Source organism: Streptomyces sp. NPDC001852 (genome assembly GCF_042891825.1).
Taxonomy (GTDB): Bacteria; Actinomycetota; Actinomycetes; order Streptomycetales; family Streptomycetaceae; genus Streptomyces.
In genome coordinates this window covers 133,258-148,439 of the sequence record NZ_JBIATN010000022.1, presented here as the reverse complement: position 1 = coordinate 148,439, position 15,182 = coordinate 133,258, and the positions used below count along the sequence as shown (strand labels likewise).

The window sequence follows — 15,182 nt, the reverse complement described above, 5'->3', positions numbered from 1 at the left end:
ACCCCCCAGGTCATCCGTTCGACAGGAGGGGACAGCCATGCCGGGCCCTAAGGCCAGCGGCCCTCTTGCAGGACCGCGGAAAACATAACGGGGGGGGCTGAGCGTGCGCGTGATCCACCGGGCCCCGCTTCGGACGGGGGATGTCACCGGGTTACCGGCCGAGCGGAGACAGTGCCGTGCGTAGCGAACCGAGCCGTCAGGCATACGGCCTGTCGGCGCCGTCAGACGTACAGCTTGTCGATGAAGGCCGACAGATTGCCCGCCGCACGGGCGATCTGCTCCTCCATCGTCAGGGTCTCCTCGAACCGGGTGCCGGACTCCGGCGCCTTCTTGCCCCGCACATACAGTGAACACGCCAGGTCGGTGCACATGTACAGGCCGACCGAGTTGCCCTCGCGGCCCGCCGCCCCCGCCTTGCGTGCCGCCATCAGCGTCACCCCGCCGCCGGGATGCGTGGTCAGACACACCGAGCACATGCTGCGGTGCAGAAACCCGCGCTGCGAGGCCTGGAAACGCAGGGCGACGCCGACGAGCCGGTCGTCCCGCTCGGTGACCAGATAGCTGCGGTCGGGTGCCCCCGGATCCCGCCAGCCGAGGAAGTCCAGGTCGTCCCACGGGCGTTCACCGAGGTCCCGTGGCACGGTCAGTCGCTTGGCCTCCCCCTTGGAGCAGTTGATAAAAGAGTTGCGGATGTCCTGCTCGGTGAGCGATCTCATGGGGGGAGTCCTCTCGGATTCGTCGCCGTGGACCCGGTGGGTCCATGAACCTAATGGGTCTAGGTTCATGGCTAGCCTAGGTAGCCAAGGGGAGGGTGGGCCAATGGATTTCCGGCAGGGGTTGCCGCCGCGCGCCCGACGCGCTCTGGACCATGTCGCCGCCGCGGTGAACGGCCCACCACTCGACCCGGGTCTGCGCATCACCCTCAACTTCCACCCCGACCGGGTCTCCGGCGGACTGCCGATCCTCGCGGCGCTGGCCCGGGACGGCGCGTACCACTCGCAGTACGTCACCGGCACCAGCAACGGCGGTCTCACCGCGCACCCGGGCGGCGACCGGCATCGCTGGGAGAGCCGCATCTTCGGCGGCGTGTACGACGACGCGGCCCCGGCCGAGCGCCCGCTGTACGGCGCACTGAACTTCCGTCATCAGGTCGTCGGCGCGGCCCCGCGCTTCGGCTCCTCGCACCTCAGGCTCGCCGGAGCGGTCCTGGACCGGGCCACCTTCTGCTACCCGGACAGCGCGGCCGAGCCCACCGACTTCGGCGTGGCCCCGGCGATGCCGCTGATCACTCTCGCGGACGCGGACGAGCAGGACCCGCTCAACGACTACATCGAGAGCCATGTGCACGCCGGTGTGCTGCTCGCCCGGGACGTGGAGGCACTCGTGCTCGACGCGAGCTACCGCGGCACCCCGGTGGAGACGGCGGCCCGGCACCTGCCCTTCCCACTGCAGTGGCACCCCGGCTACCGGCTCACCGTCACCGCACTGCGCCGCCACGCCGACTACCGGGGGCCCGAGTACGCCGACCTCGGCGCGCTGATCGCCGAGCGCGGCCTGCTGACCCCGCGCATCATCGGCGACGCGGCCCGCACCGGCCGGTACGCGCTCCAGGACCTGAAGATGGTCTGGCACACCCTGGCCCGCTTCGGCGCCCCCGAGGGCGCGGGCACGGCGTACCGGGCCATGACCACGTCCCGCGCCCCCGGCAGCGGCACGGCCACGCCCGGCCCGGCACCATCGCCTGCGGTCTGTGCAGGCCAGGCTGTGGCTTCTTCAGGCGTCGCGTCGTCGGCCGCGGCCTCTTCCGGCCCGGACTTGTCGGCTGAGACCTCTTCCGGCGCGGAGTCGTCGGCCGAGGCCTCCTCCGGCGTCGCGTCGTCGGCTGGGGTCTGTGCCGGCCCGGTTTCGTCGGCTGGGGTTTCTTCAGACACCGTGTCGTCGGCCGCGGCCCCTTCCGGCCCGGCGTCGCAGGCTGCGGCTTCTTCCGGCCCGGCGTAGGCGGCCCGGCGGTACGGCGTGGGCGGTCGGCGGCATCAGCCTGAACGGCCGGTGGCCACGGCCTGAGCGGCCCCGAGGCCTGGCGTGTGGGGCCGGGCCCCGGCCTTGGACGGCACTGCTGCCTCGGCGGCACTGGCGGCCGCGGTACGCCTCCGCCGGTCTTCCGGTGCAGCCCGCTCGGCCCGGGCGTCCCTCGGCCCGGCCGACTCCGGGTGGCCGGCCCCGGCCGTGGACGTCTCCGGCCCGGTCTCTTCCGGCCGCGCCGGCCCCCGTACGGATTCCGGATGCCCGGCCCGTTCGGGCCCGGGCACTCCGTTGGCGCCTCTCCCGGCCCGGCCTCCTCCGGGACAGTCGTTCCGCGCTACCCCGGCTCCGCCGTCCTCGCCTCCGGTGGCCACACACCCGGCGCCAGTACGCCCAACGCGTAGGCGCGGGCGACCAGTTCGGTGCGGTTGGCGGCGTTCCAGCGGGCCGACAGGCGGCGCAGATGGTAGGTGACGCCGTCCTTGCTGAGGCCCAACTCGCGGGCGGCGCCCGCGGTCGTGGCGCCGCGGGCCAGCAGGGCCAGCACCCGCCCCTCCACGGGGGTGACCCGCGCCGGCTCCGGCTCGGGCGGCGCGGACTCGCCCCGCACCCGCAGCATCACCAGCAGGGCGGGCGTCTCGTCCACGCTGTCGCTGACCGGGTCCGCCGACAGTTCCCCGAACCGTTCGGCGCCGTCCGGGGCCCGCCAGCGCACCGACACCTGGTAGCGCGAGCGGTGCCGCAGCCGCAGCGCCTGCGCGATCCGCTCCACCTGGGTGGCCTCTTGCGGGCGGAACAGGTCCAGTACGTCTTGTCCGCGCAGTCGCCCCGGTGTCGTACCGCACTCCGCCGCCATCGCGGGATTGGCCAGCACCACCACGCCGTACACATCGCACACGGCGACCGGCACCGACACCCGGTCGAAGAGCATCAGCGCGCGGTTGCGCCACACGACCCCGTCGGCCCGCCCCAGGTCCATGTCCACCTCCCGAAGTGCCGAGCCACCCCCTCATCCAAGACGAAGATCCAGGTCAGCGGCAAACCGCGGGCCCGGTGCGCGGTGCCTGGCCCGTGGGCCGCGTTCGGCGCAAGGCCCGCGACCGAGATTTGACTGCGCGATCGTGTAGTGCCGTGGCCCGGGGGCGTCCCGTCGGTCGATGAGGCTGGGACGCAGTACGCCGTTACCGCCAGTACCCCGTTACCGCGAAAGGCAGTTGTCGCGCCATGCCCCCCACCGCCACGCATCCCGACCCGGCCGGCACCCTGCCCGGCGTCCCCGTCGTCGACATCACCGCCACCGGTCCCGGCCGCACCCCCCTGCAGCAGGTCATGGGCCTGATGCGCGACCACGGCCCGGTGCTCGTGCGCCGGCTGCACGGCCGGGACGCGCTGTTCGTGGCCGACGCCGACCTGGTCGCGGACCTCGCCGACGAGGAGCGGTTCGCCAAGCACATCGGGCCCGCGCTGGAGAACGTGCGCGAATTCACCGCCGACGGCCTGTTCACGGCGTACAACGACGAGCCCAACTGGGCCAGGGCGCACGACATCCTGATGCCCGCCTTCGCGCTCGGCTCGATGCGCACCTACCACCCGGTGATGCTCAGGGTGGCCCGCCGGCTCATCGACTCCTGGGACCGCGCGGCGCAGACCGGACGGCCCGTCGACGTGCCGGACGACATGACCCGCATGACCCTCGACACCATCGGTCTGGCGGGCTTCGGCTACGACTTCGGCTCCTTCGGGCGCGGCGAGCCGCACCCCTTCGTGGAGGCGATGGTCCGCTGCCTGGAGTGGAGCATGCTCCGGCTCGCCCGCACCCCGGGCCAGGACCACTCCGCTGCCGACGCTGCCTTCCGGGCCGACGCCGACTACCTCGCCGGGGTCGTCGACGACGTCATCGCCGCCCGCGCCGGTACCGACCAGAGTGGCGCCGAGGACCTGCTCGGGCTGATGCTCAGCGCGCCGCACCCCGTCGACGGCACCACGCTGGACGCCGCCAACATCCGCAACCAGGTCATCACCTTCCTCATCGCCGGACATGAGACGACCTCCGGCGCGATGTCCTTCGCCCTGTACTACCTCGTCAAGAACCCCGCCGTGCTGCGGCTGGTGCAGCGAGAGGCCGACGCGCTGTGGGGCGACACGGCCGACCCGGAGCCGTCGTACGACGACATCGGCCGCCTCACCTACACCCGCCAGGTGCTGAACGAGGCGCTCCGGCTGTGGCCGACGGCCGCCGCCTTCAGCCGGCACGCCCGCGAGGACACCCTGCTCGGCGGCCGGATCCCGCTCGCGGCCGGCCAGGCCGTCACCGTGCTCACCCCGATGCTGCACCGGCAGCCCGTGTGGGGCGACAACCCGGAGCTGTTCGACCCCGAGCGGTTCGGCGCCGAGGCGGAGGCGGCCCGCCCGGTGCACGCCTTCAAGCCCTTCGGCACCGGTGAACGTGCCTGCATCGGACGGCAGTTCGCCCTGCACGAGGCGACCATGCTGCTCGCCATGCTGGTCCACCGCTACCGGCTGCACGACCACGCCGACTACCGGCTCACCGTGAAGGAGACCCTCACCCTCAAGCCCGAGGGCTTCACCCTCACCCTCACCCCGCGCACCCCCGCCGACCGCGCGCACGCCCCGCTGCCGGGCGCCCTGCCCGTGCGGGACGAGCACACCGCGGCCCCGGGCACCCTCCCCGCCCGGGTCCGCCCCGGCACCGGTGTCCTCTTCCTGCACGGCAGCAACTACGGCACCTGCCGCGCCTTCGCCGCCCAGCTCGCCGACGAGGCCGCCGCCGTCGGCTGCGCCACCGAGGTCGCCGCCCTGGACGCGTACGCGGACGGACTGCCCACCGACCGGGCCGTGGTCGTCACCGCCGCCTCCTACAACGGCCGCCCCACCGACGACGCCACGGCCTTCAGCGCCTGGCTCGACGGCACCCCCGACCTGACCGGCGTGACCTACGCCGTCCTCGGCGTCGGCGACCGCAACTGGGCCGCCACCTACCAGCAGGTTCCCACCCGCATCGACGCCCGCCTCACCGAGCTGGGCGCCACCCGCCTGACCGACCGGGCCGCCGCCGACGCCTCCGGCGATCTGAGCGGCACGGTAAGGGAGTTCACGGCCCGGCTGCGCACCGCGCTGCTGACGGAGTACGGCGATCCCGACGCCGGTGCCGCGACGGAGGAGCCCACGACCGCCTACGAGGTCCGCACGCTGACCGGCGGCCCGCTGGACGCCCTGGCCGAGCGGCACGGCCTCGTCCCGATGACCGTCACGGAGGCGTACGACCTCACCGCGCCCGCATATCCGCGCACCAAACGGTTCCTGCGCATCGCACTGCCCGAGGGCGTCACCTACCGCACCGCCGACCACCTGACCGTGCTGCCCGCCAACGCACCGGACCTGGTGGACCGTGCCCTCGCGGCGTTCGGCCTCGACCCCGACGCCGTCCTGGACATCCGGGCCACCCGCCCGCACCGCGCCGGCCCAGCGGTGGACCGCCCGCTGACCGTACGGCAACTCCTCACGCACCACGTCGAGTTGCAGGAGCGGCCGACGGGCCGGCAGCAGGCCCTGCTCGCCGAGGCCAACCCCTGCCCGCCCGAACGCGCCGCACTGGCCGCGCTGAGCGAGGACGATCCGCGCACCCTGCTGGAACTCGCCGAGGACCACCCCGCCCTGCACGGCGCGCTCGGCTGGCCGCTCCTGCTCGACCTGCTGACCCCGCTGCGGCCCCGCCACTACTCGGTGTCCTCCTCGCCGGCCGTCGACGCGGGCCACGTGGACCTCATGGTCTCGGTCCTCGACGCCCCCGCCCGCTCGGGAAGGGGCCGCTACCGGGGAACGGGCTCCGGCCACCTCGCGGCCCTCCGGCCCGGCGACACCGTGTACGCCCGCGTCCAGCCCTGCCGCGAGGCCTTCCGGACCGACGGCTCGGCACCGGTGGTGATGGTCGCCGCCGGCACCGGACTGGCCCCCTTCCGCGGCGCCGTCGCCGACCGCGTCGCGGCCCGCGCCGCAGGGGCCGAACTCCCGCCCGCCCTGCTGTACTTCGGCTGCGACGCCCCCGACGCCGACTTCCTGCACGCCGGGGAGCTGCGGGCCGCCGAGGAGGCGGGCGCGGTGTCGCTGCGCCCGGCCTTCAGTGCCGCACCCGAGAACGGGGCCGCCTTCGTGCAGCACCGCATCGCCGCCGAGGCCGACGAGGTCTGGGAGCTGCTGGAGCGCGGCGCGCGGGTGTACGTCTGCGGCGACGGCGCCCGGATGGCACCGGGCGTCCGCGAGGCCTTCCGTACGCTGTACCGGGAACGGACGCCGGGTGACGACGAGGCGGCGGCCCGGCGTTGGCTCGACTCGCTGGTGGCCGAGGGGCGTTACGTGGAGGACGTGTACGCGGCGGGGTGAGCCGCTTAGCTCAGATCATGAACTAAGGGTTGGGAGAATCTCGCCTTCCGCCCGTCCGAAGGGGTATGTTGCAGGTCGGACACGGTTCGTGAAGGGAGCCGCATGGCGGGGCGCAACGGACGCACGGTACGCGACCTCAGGCGGGGCAACCGCACGGCGGTGCTGCAGAAGCTGTACTTCGACGGCCCCCTCAGCCGTTTCGAGCTGGGCCCGGCCACGGGCCTGAGCTCCGGCTCGGTCAGCAACGTGGTCGCCGACCTGATCGCGGACGGTCTGGTCGAGGAGGCCGGCAGTGTCGACTCCGACGGCGGCCGGCCCCGCACCCTGTTGCGCGTCGCCCCGGGCAGCGGACAGGTGATCGGCGTCGACGTCGGCGAAACCCGCGTCCGCGTCGAGCTGTTCGACCTGGCCCTGACCGAACTGGCCCGCACCGAGCGCCGGTTGGCCCCGCAGGGCTATGACGTCGAGGTGATCGCCGGTCACATCCGCGACGGCATCGCCGAGGTCCTGGGCGCCGAACAGGCCGTGCCCGAGCGGCTGCTCGGTGTCGGAGTCGGCGTGCCCGGCATCGTCGAGCACACCCCGGAGCAGGGCGCCGTCGTCCACGGGCAGACCATCGGCTGGGACGCCGTACCGCTGGAGCAGCTGCTCCGCTCGGCCTCACGGCTCCCCGACGAGATCCCGTACTTCATCGACAACGGCGCCAAGACGCTGGGCCAGGCGGAGATGTGGTTCGGCGCGGGACGCGGGGCCCGCAACGCCGTGGTCGTGCTCTTCGGCTCCGGCGTGGGCGCCTGCGTGGTCTCACCCGAGGTGGAGTACGGGCGGGCGGTGGAGTGGGGGCACCTGACCGTGCGGGTGCGCGGACGCCGCTGCCGCTGTGGGGCGCTCGGATGCCTGGAGGCCTATGCGGGCGCCGAGTCGCTGCTCGCCCGCTGGCGGGAGGAGGGTGGCCGGCCGCCCGAGGGCACCGAGGAGGAGACCGCCCTCACCGCGATGCTCGCCGCCGCGTACCCGGCCGAGGGCGCCGAGCCCGATCCGGTCGCGCGGGCCGTCCTGGAGGAGACCGCCGAGTACCTCGGCGCCGGCCTGTCCGACCTGGTCAACCTCTTCCAGCCCGAGCGGATCCTCATCGGCGGCTGGGCCGGGCTCCAGCTGGGCGCCCGCATCCTGCCGGCCGTACGCCGGCACGCGACGACGTACGCCCTGCGTCATCCGGCCGGCAAGGTCACCATCGACCTCGGCCGGCTCGGCCCGGACGCGGTCACCGTCGGCGCGGCGATCCTGCCGCTGGCCGACTTCTTCACCAGCGGCGGCCGCCGCCCGGAACCGCTCACCGAGGACCGCCTGCCCGCGTGGCGCGCGGCGCTGCGGGAGAGGGCACCGCGGTAGGCGACACGTCGGCCGTGCAGGGCCCGGTGCTGAAGACCCGATGACCGCTCCGGTTGGACGGGGTGCCGCTGCGCCCATCCGTGCCGCCCGCAGCGGCACGACTGCCCGCAGTGGCCGACCGCGCTCGACCGCGCCGGGCCTGCAGCGCCCCGCAAGGGGCGCGGGGCTGTGTCGCACGACGCTGCCCGCCGTGCGGGCCGCCGCTCAGCCGGACGGCTCGTCCGCGTCCGGCGCGTCCTCCGCCGGCGTCGCCTCGTGCTTGCGCGGCTTCTCCGGTGTGACCTCCCACGGGTCCTTGCCGACGCCCGCCTGCTGGTCGGGCATGTCCCTCGGGACGGGGCCCGTGTCGCGGTCCGGCTCCGGCTCTCGTTGTGCGGCCATGGCGTTCTCCCCTCGGCCCGGGCGCGCGGCGGGTCAGCCGACCTTGCGCCCGCGCATCGGCTCGGTGTCCGTCCCGGCGCCCTTCTGCAGGCCGTCGAGGAACTCCTGCAGCACCTCGGTCGCCGTGCGCCGCGGCTGCCAGCCCAGCTCGGTGCGGGCCCGGCCGCAGTCCATGAGCGGCAGCCGGAGCACGGCGTCGAACAGATGCGGGGACGCCGGGAGCAGGTGTAGTCCCCAGGCGGCGGCGATCGCCGACCGGGCCGCCGCACGCGGCAGCCGTACCGGGCGGCTGCCCAGCAGCTCGCCGAGCACGCCGGCGTCCAGCGGCGGGTCCGCGGCGAGGTTGAAGGCACCCTGCGCACCGTCCGAGTGCAGTGCCAGCCGACAGGCCTCGGCGGCGTCGTCCGTGTGCAGCGCCTGCACCCTGAGCCCCGGGATGTCCGGCAGGACCGGCAGCAGCTCCGGCCGGACCAGCGGACCCGGCAGGAAACGCCCGCCGAAGATCCGCCGCTGTTCGCTCGCGGACTCCCACTTGAACAGGAACGCCGGGCGCATCCGCACCACCCGCACCTCGGGGTGGTCCCGCTCGAACACGTCCAGCGTGCGCTCCAGGTAGGCCTTCTCCCGGCAGTAGGCGGCGTCCGGCCACCCGTGCGTCGGCCAGGACTCGTCCACCGCACGGTCCTTCGGGCCGGGCGAGTACGCGCCCACGGACGAGGCGTGCACCAGCACCGGCACCCGCGCCGCGGCGACCGCCTCGAACACCCGGATCCCACCGAGCACATTGGTCCGCCAGGTGACCGCCGGATCGTGCGTCGGCTGGAACGCCCAGGCCAGATGGACCACCGCGTCGGCGCCCTCGAAGCGCTCGGCGAGGTTCGCCTGTTCGGAGGCGAGGTCGACCGCGGACCACTCGGTCTTCGGCGGCGACCAGGCCGGCGTACGCCGGGCCAGTCCGCGCACGGACTTGATGTCCGGGTCCTCCGAGAGCAAGCGCACCACGCTCGTGCCGACATTGCCGGTGGCGCCCGTGACGACGACCCTGCTGCCCGCTGCGCTGCTCACCTTCGGCTCCTCTCGGCCCACGCTCCGGCGGACCGGCCGGGTACCCGGGCCCGGGCGCGCGCACACCCGGCCATGACGTGGCGGGTAATCGACCGGTGCGCGCAGTCCGGGGAGCATCGAGGACGTCAGCGCGACCCAGAGGCGTCGCACCAGGACCCCACCGCCGAGGAGGCACCCCATGCCGTACTTCGAGAGCCCCGTCGACGGCACCCGTCTGCACTACATCGACCACGGTCCGGCCACCGGCCCGGTCGCCGTCTTCGCCGCCAGCGCCTACCTCGGCCACGAGATGTGGGAGTACCAGACGCTGCCGCTCGCGGAGGCCGGCTTCCGCTGCGTGGCGCTGGACCGGCGGGGACACGGACGCTCCGAGGACACCTGGAACGGATACGACCTCGACACCCTCGCGGACGACCTGCACGGCCTGCTCGACCACCTCGACCTGCGCGAGGTCACGCTGGTCGGCCACTCGGTCGGCAGCGGTGAGGTGATCCGCTGCCTGTCCCGGCACGGCGGGGACCGGGTCGCCCGCGCCGTCCTCGTCGCCGGGGTCAGCCCCGGGGTCGTCCGCTCGCCGGGCACCCCGGACGGCTGGGATCCGGCGGACGTGCGGGCCGACGACGAGGTGTTCCGGCGGGACCGTGCGGCGTACTTCACCGCTCTGGCCGACGACTTCTTCGCCGTCCACCGGCCCGGCAACCAGGTGTCCCCGCACTACGTCCGCCACCTGATCGACTGCTGCCTGGGTGCCACCCCGCGGGCCGCGAACGGCGTCCGGGCCGTGGTGGCCGCGCTGGACCTGGCCGGCGAACTGCCCGCGCTGGACCTGCCGGTGCTGGTGGTGCACGGCACGCACGACGCCTCCGCGCCGCTGTCCCTCACCGGTGAGCGGGCGGCCCGGCTGCTGCCGGACGCCACCCTGAAGGTGTACGAGAACGGCGGCCACGGCCTGTTCGCCACACACGCCGCACGGCTCACCGCCGACCTGCGGGAGTTCATCGAGGCCGGGGTCGTCCGCACCGGCGAGCCGGCCGCTGCCCGAGCGGCCGGCCGGTGAACACGAAAGGGCCCCGGCCGTGACGGGGGATTCACGACCGGGGCGGTCAGGCGGCGGGTACGGACGGCGGTCGCCTCTCGGCGAAGGGCTCCACAGGGCTTCAGCCGAACGATCGTCCCAGTGGGCAGATAGTGAGGCCCGGGGACACCGCCCCATCCGTATCCACGATTGGTTCAACAGGCAACCACCCCATGGCGTTCCGGCCGGCCATGTGACCTGTACCACTCCCATGATGCTCACGCCGGTGGGCTCCCGTCCAGCCGTTCGAGCAGGTCGGCGGGGGCCGCGCAGACGGCCTCCGCCCAGGCCCCCTGCAGGTCGGCCCGGGGGAATCCCGCCGCAGGTCCGGCCTGCAGCAACGGCCCTCCATCAGCGGGTCAGGAACCCGCCGCGCGGGCCGGTGCCCGCCCCTCCCGCGTCCAGTCCAGCAGTGCGTCGGCGGACCAGGTGGTCACCACCCGATCGGCGGGAACCCCGCACTCCTCGGCCCGTGCGCAGCCGAGGATCTGCCAGTCGAGCTGGCCGGGCGCGTGCGCATCGGTGTCGATGGAGAACAGGACGCCCGCCTCCACGGCCCGGCGCAGCAGCCGGCGGGGCGGGTCCAGCCGCTCGGGGCGGCTGTTGATCTCCACGGCCGTACCGGACTCGGCGCAGGCGGCGAAAACCGCGTCCGCGTCGAACTCCGACTCCGGCCGCCCCCGGCCCGTCACCAGCCGCCCGGTGCAGTGCCCGAGCACATCGGCGTGCGGGTTGCGCACGGCGGCCACCATCCGGCGGGTCATCGACCGGGCGTCCATCCGCAGCTTGGAGTGCACCGACACCACGACCACGTCCAGCTGCTCCAGCAGCTCCGGTTCCTGGTCCAGCGAGCCGTCCTCGAGGATGTCGCACTCGATGCCGGTGAGCAGCCGGAACGGCGCCCAGCGCGCGTTCAGCTCCGCCACCACCGCCAGTTGCTCCCGCAACCGCTGCGGCGACAGGCCGCGGGCCACGGTCAGCCGGGGGGAGTGGTCGGTCAGCGCCGTCCACTCATGGCCCAGCTCGGCCGCGGCCCGCCCCATCTCCTCGATCGGGCTGCCCCCGTCGGACCAGTCCGAGTGGGTGTGACAGTCCCCGCGGACCAACGCCCGCAGCCCGGCCCCGGCAGCCGCCGCCCCGGCCGCCGTCCCGGCCTCCTCCTCCAGCCTGCGCAGATAACCGGGCACCTCCCCGGCCAGCGCCTCCCGCACCACCTGCGCGGTCTTCGGCCCGACCCCTTTCAGCGCCTCGAGCGTCCCGGCCGCCGCCCGCTCGGCAACCTCGTCCGCGGGCAGGGCGGCCAGCGTCCGGGAGGCGGTACGAAAGGCCTTCACCCGGTAGGTGGGAGCCAAGGCCCGCTCCAGCAGAAACGCGATCCGGTCCAGGGCGGTCACGGGTTCCATGCAACCCAGGGTGCCCGGTGTGCCCCGAAGGGGCGCGCGGGGCGACATGCGGCTCCGCCGCGCGGGCGCGAGCAACCACGAGTCACCCGCAGCCTCATCTCCACCACACCCCAACGGCGAAACGGTTTGCCCGCCCCACCCCCGGGTACTGCGATGCGCACCCGCAGCCGAGGAGGCCGCTCATGCCAAGCGCAGCGACCCGTGCAGCGATCGTCACCGGTGCCGACAGCGGCATCGGCCGAGCCACGGCCGTACGCCTGGCCGAGGCGGGCCTGGACATCGGCATCACCTGGCACACCGACGACAAGGGCGCCGCGCAGACGGCGGAAGAGGTCCGCGGCAAGGGCCGCCGCGCCGCCGTCGCCCGGCTGGACCTCACCCGGCTGCCCCGGGCCGCGGACACCATCGACGAGCTGTGCGCGGAACTGGGCCGCCTCGACGTCCTGGTCAACAACGCCGGTACGGGCATCATGACCCCCTTCCTCGACCTGACCCTCGCGGACGTGCGCCGCGTCCTGGACGTGGACCTCGTCGGCCCGTTCCTGTGCGGGCAGCACGCGGCCCGGCACATGATCCGGCAGGGCGACGGCGGCCGGATCGTCAACGTCACCTCCGTCCACGAACACCAGCCCCGGGTCGGCGCCGCCCCCTACTGCGCGGCGAAGGGCGGGCTCGGCCTGCTCACGCAGGTCATGGCGCTGGAGCTCGCCGAGTACGGCATCACCGTGAACGCGGTCGCGCCCGGCGAGATCGCCACCCCGATGACCGGCCAGGAGGACACGGACGTGCACACCGAGCGACGGCCCGGCGTGCCGCTCGGGCGGCCCGGCGACGCGCGGGAGGTCGCCGCCGTCATCGCGTTCCTGGCGAGCCCGGACGCCTCGTACGTCACCGGCGCCTCCTGGAGCGTCGACGGCGGCATGCTCCGCATGGGCCCGCAGGCCGGCTCGCACCTGACCAGCGACGACTGGCGGAGTCCCTGAGACGGTGCGCCCCCGGACCGGTTCGTGTGACGGCCCCGGCCCCACACGTGTCCGCTGCGTCGAGCTCGCGGGGCGGGGGCCGCGCCCGGTGTTTCCTGGACGGGTCCCGCGGATGAGCCGTCGGCCCGCATTGCGTTCTACGCTGAATTGCATGACCGAACAAGGTGTTCCCCACATCGCCCATCCGCGGGTTCTGGTGCACGGGGTGTGCCCGGGCAAGCCGGGCGAACCGCCCTTCAGGATCATGGAGATCGACGGTCAGGTGGTCGGTGCGGCCAGGACGGTCACCGATGTGCTGGAGACCGCCGCCGCCTACGGCATCCCCATCCACGACATGGACGACCCGGACACGGTCCGCTGGGTCGGCGGCGGCAAGTACACCTGGACGCTGCACTGAGGCAACGGCTCAGCCGACCGTCCACTTCTGGTTGGCGCCGCCCGTGCACGTCCAGATCTGCAGGCGTGTGCCGTTGGCCGAGTTGTTCCCGGTCACGTCGAGGCACTTGTTCGCCTGCGGGTTGACGATGTCGTGCGCCCCGGTGACGGTCCACTTCTGGTTCGGGCCGCCGGTGCAGTCCCACAGCTGGACCGTCGAGCCGTCCGCGGTGCCGTTGCCCGTGACGTCCAGGCACTTGCCGAGCGCCCGGATCGTGCCGTCCGAGCCGACCGTCCATTGCTGGGCCGCCGTGCCGTTGCAGTCGTAGAGCTGGACGGGGGTGCCGTTCGCCGGGTTCGCGCCGGCCACGTCCACGCACTTGCCGGCCAGGCCCCGTATCGGGACCCCGGCCGCGCTGTCGCTCGTCGTCACCGACACCGAGTCCACCACCAGTTGCTGCGGGAACTGTGTGCCGGCGTCCGGATCGCCGGGCCAGTAGCCGCCGACGGCCAGGTTCAGGATCAGGAAGAAGGGCTTGTTGTCGAACACCCAGGTCTTTCCGCCCAGGTCGGCGGGCGTGCGCCGCTCGTAGACGGTCCCGTCAACGGACCACGTGATCGAGCCGGGCGCCCAGTCCACGGCGAAGGTGTGGAAACCGTCCGCGAAGGCCTGTCCGTTCGGCAACGTGTAGGCCGCGCCGATGCCGCCGGAGCCGGAGTAGCCGGGGCCGTGGATGGTGCCGTGCACGGTCGAGGGCTCGAACCCGACGTTCTCCATCACGTCGATCTCGCCCGAGTCGGGCCAGTTCACGGGCGTGCCCAGCATCCAGAACGCCGGCCACATGCCCTGCCCGCGCGGGATCTTCATCCGCGCCTCGACGTGCCCGTACTGGGCGTTGAACTTCCCGGCCGTGTTCAGCCGGGCCGAGGTGTACTGGCAGCTGCCGTACCAGCACTGGTAGCCGGCCGGGTTCTCCCTGCGGGCCGTGATCACCAGGTGGCCCTGGCCGTCGAGCGCCGCGTTGTTCGTGCCGGACGTGTAGTACTCCCGCTCATGGTTGTTGACGTTGTCGCCGGTCTCCAGGTTCCACTTCGAGGAGTCGACCGGGGAGCCCGCGGGCCCGTCGAAGGTGTCGGAGAAGGTGGTGACGGTCGCCGCCGCCGGCACGGCGGCCCGGGCCCGTGCCGGGCCGACGGCGGCGGAACCGGCCAGGACGGCGGACAGGGCGGCGAGGAGGCATCTGCGGAGCAGGCGTGGGGAGGTCATGGCTCTCCGGTATCTGCGTGGGGGGTGAGATGCCTCTTGATTTAAGAAGTGAGAAAAGGCGGCGTCAATACCCTGGTACGGACCTGTTGCTGACGCATGGCCAGTCAGCTGCTGTCGGCAGGCTCCTTCTTCGCCGGCCCGCGCACGAGCCGGTGCACCGCCCGCCCGAGCCGCCGGCCCAGCAGCAGCCAGCCGAGCAGCGCCCCGGCGGTGTTGAGCAGCACGTCGTCGATGTCGAAGGCCCGCCCGGTGACCAACGCCCCCTGCACCAGCTCCACCGACAGCATCACCAGCGCCGTGAGCGCCAGCACCCGCAGCACCCCGCGGGCACGCGGGGCGAGGACCGGCACCAGCACCCCGAACGGGGCACCCAGGAGCACGTTCCCGCCGATCTGCCGGACCGCGTCCACCGTCCGCGCCCGCTCCAGGTAGGCCCGCAGCGAGTGGCCCGGGTGCAGATTGCCGTGCGTCAGGTGCGCCGAGGAGGGCGACGGTTCCAGGGTGATCCGGGCCAGGGCGGCAGCAAAGGCCACCATGCACACGAAGGCGACCAGCATCGCCGGCACCCGCAGCAGCAGGGGAAGAGCGTGTCGTCCGGCGGACCGGCGGGTCTTCTCGGCCGGCGCCCGCTTTCCGGGGGCTCTCAGCGCCGAGGGCAGGCGCAGGACGGCTCGGGACATGAGGTCCTCCCGTGGTGAACTCGCCCGTGTCCCAAGGCGGTTACCCGGCAACCCGCCCGGGATGCCGCCACTCGGGCGGCTCCGGGTGCCGGGCGGCGTTTCCGTTCACGCTCCCGGGGCACTCCGGTTGCGGACCCG

13 protein-coding genes and 1 pseudogene are annotated in these 15,182 nt (G+C 73.7%); 6 read left to right on the top strand and 8 right to left on the bottom strand.

The annotated features are described in order from the left end of the window. Positions 1-221: 221 nt before the first annotated feature. Positions 222-716: an FBP domain-containing protein gene (locus ACFYZB_RS32080; RefSeq protein ID WP_388764498.1), complete on the bottom strand. Its 495-nt coding sequence runs from the start codon at positions 714-716 to the stop codon at positions 222-224. 103 nt (positions 717-819) lie between these two features. On the opposite strand from ACFYZB_RS32080, the pseudogene ACFYZB_RS32075 reads away from it, so the two are divergent. After that, positions 820-1,725: pseudogene (locus ACFYZB_RS32075) on the top strand (DUF3626 domain-containing protein); the annotation flags it as partial. Between the two features lie 634 nt (positions 1,726-2,359). Here ACFYZB_RS32075 and ACFYZB_RS32070 read toward each other — a convergent pair. Then, positions 2,360-3,001, bottom strand: a complete 642-nt coding sequence (locus ACFYZB_RS32070; protein WP_388764496.1) for a PAS domain S-box protein — start codon at positions 2,999-3,001, stop codon at positions 2,360-2,362. Positions 3,002-3,246: 245 nt separating this feature from the next. On the opposite strand from ACFYZB_RS32070, the gene ACFYZB_RS32065 reads away from it, so the two are divergent. Beyond that, a complete protein-coding gene (locus ACFYZB_RS32065) occupies positions 3,247-6,423 on the top strand; it encodes a cytochrome P450 (RefSeq protein WP_388764494.1) in 3,177 nt (1,058 codons plus the stop codon). Positions 6,424-6,525: 102 nt separating this feature from the next. Next, positions 6,526-7,815 (top strand): ROK family protein, encoded by a 1,290-nt coding sequence (locus ACFYZB_RS32060; RefSeq protein WP_388764492.1) that lies wholly within the window; start codon positions 6,526-6,528, stop codon positions 7,813-7,815. Between the two features lie 204 nt (positions 7,816-8,019). Here ACFYZB_RS32060 and ACFYZB_RS32055 read toward each other — a convergent pair whose 3' ends face one another. After that, complete coding sequence (locus ACFYZB_RS32055) at positions 8,020-8,196, bottom strand: hypothetical protein (RefSeq protein ID WP_388764490.1); 177 nt, start codon at positions 8,194-8,196, stop codon at positions 8,020-8,022. Between the two features lie 33 nt (positions 8,197-8,229). Next, positions 8,230-9,261, bottom strand: coding sequence for an SDR family oxidoreductase (locus tag ACFYZB_RS32050; RefSeq protein ID WP_388764488.1), 1,032 nt, complete (start codon positions 9,259-9,261; stop codon positions 8,230-8,232). 178 nt (positions 9,262-9,439) lie between these two features. Here ACFYZB_RS32050 and ACFYZB_RS32045 point away from each other — a divergent pair, with 178 nt between their 5' ends. Beyond that, entirely contained in the window at positions 9,440-10,318 is an 879-nt protein-coding gene (locus ACFYZB_RS32045; protein WP_388764486.1) for an alpha/beta fold hydrolase, read from the top strand. 236 nt (positions 10,319-10,554) lie between these two features. On the opposite strand, the gene ACFYZB_RS32040 is transcribed toward ACFYZB_RS32045, so the two are convergent. Together ACFYZB_RS32040 and ACFYZB_RS32035 are read right to left on the bottom strand one after the other, a co-directional pair. Next, positions 10,555-10,677, bottom strand: coding sequence for a hypothetical protein (locus tag ACFYZB_RS32040; protein ID WP_388764485.1), 123 nt, complete (start codon positions 10,675-10,677; stop codon positions 10,555-10,557). Between the two features lie 18 nt (positions 10,678-10,695). Then, positions 10,696-11,739 (bottom strand): PHP domain-containing protein, encoded by a 1,044-nt coding sequence (locus ACFYZB_RS32035; protein WP_388764483.1) that lies wholly within the window; start codon positions 11,737-11,739, stop codon positions 10,696-10,698. A 182-nt stretch (positions 11,740-11,921) separates the two neighbouring features. On the opposite strand from ACFYZB_RS32035, the gene ACFYZB_RS32030 reads away from it, so the two are divergent. Then, positions 11,922-12,722, top strand: coding sequence for an SDR family oxidoreductase (locus ACFYZB_RS32030; RefSeq protein WP_388764481.1), 801 nt, complete (start codon positions 11,922-11,924; stop codon positions 12,720-12,722). 151 nt (positions 12,723-12,873) lie between these two features. Next, positions 12,874-13,119, top strand: a complete 246-nt coding sequence (locus ACFYZB_RS32025; RefSeq protein ID WP_388764479.1) for a hypothetical protein — start codon at positions 12,874-12,876, stop codon at positions 13,117-13,119. 9 nt (positions 13,120-13,128) lie between these two features. Here ACFYZB_RS32025 and ACFYZB_RS32020 read toward each other — a convergent pair whose 3' ends face one another. Together ACFYZB_RS32020 and ACFYZB_RS32015 are read right to left on the bottom strand one after the other, a co-directional pair. Further along, positions 13,129-14,364, bottom strand: a complete 1,236-nt coding sequence (locus tag ACFYZB_RS32020) for a lectin (protein ID WP_388764478.1) — start codon at positions 14,362-14,364, stop codon at positions 13,129-13,131. 104 nt (positions 14,365-14,468) lie between these two features. Continuing rightward, positions 14,469-15,044, bottom strand: a complete 576-nt coding sequence (locus ACFYZB_RS32015) for a VanZ family protein (protein WP_388764477.1) — start codon at positions 15,042-15,044, stop codon at positions 14,469-14,471. Positions 15,045-15,182 lie beyond the last annotated feature (138 nt).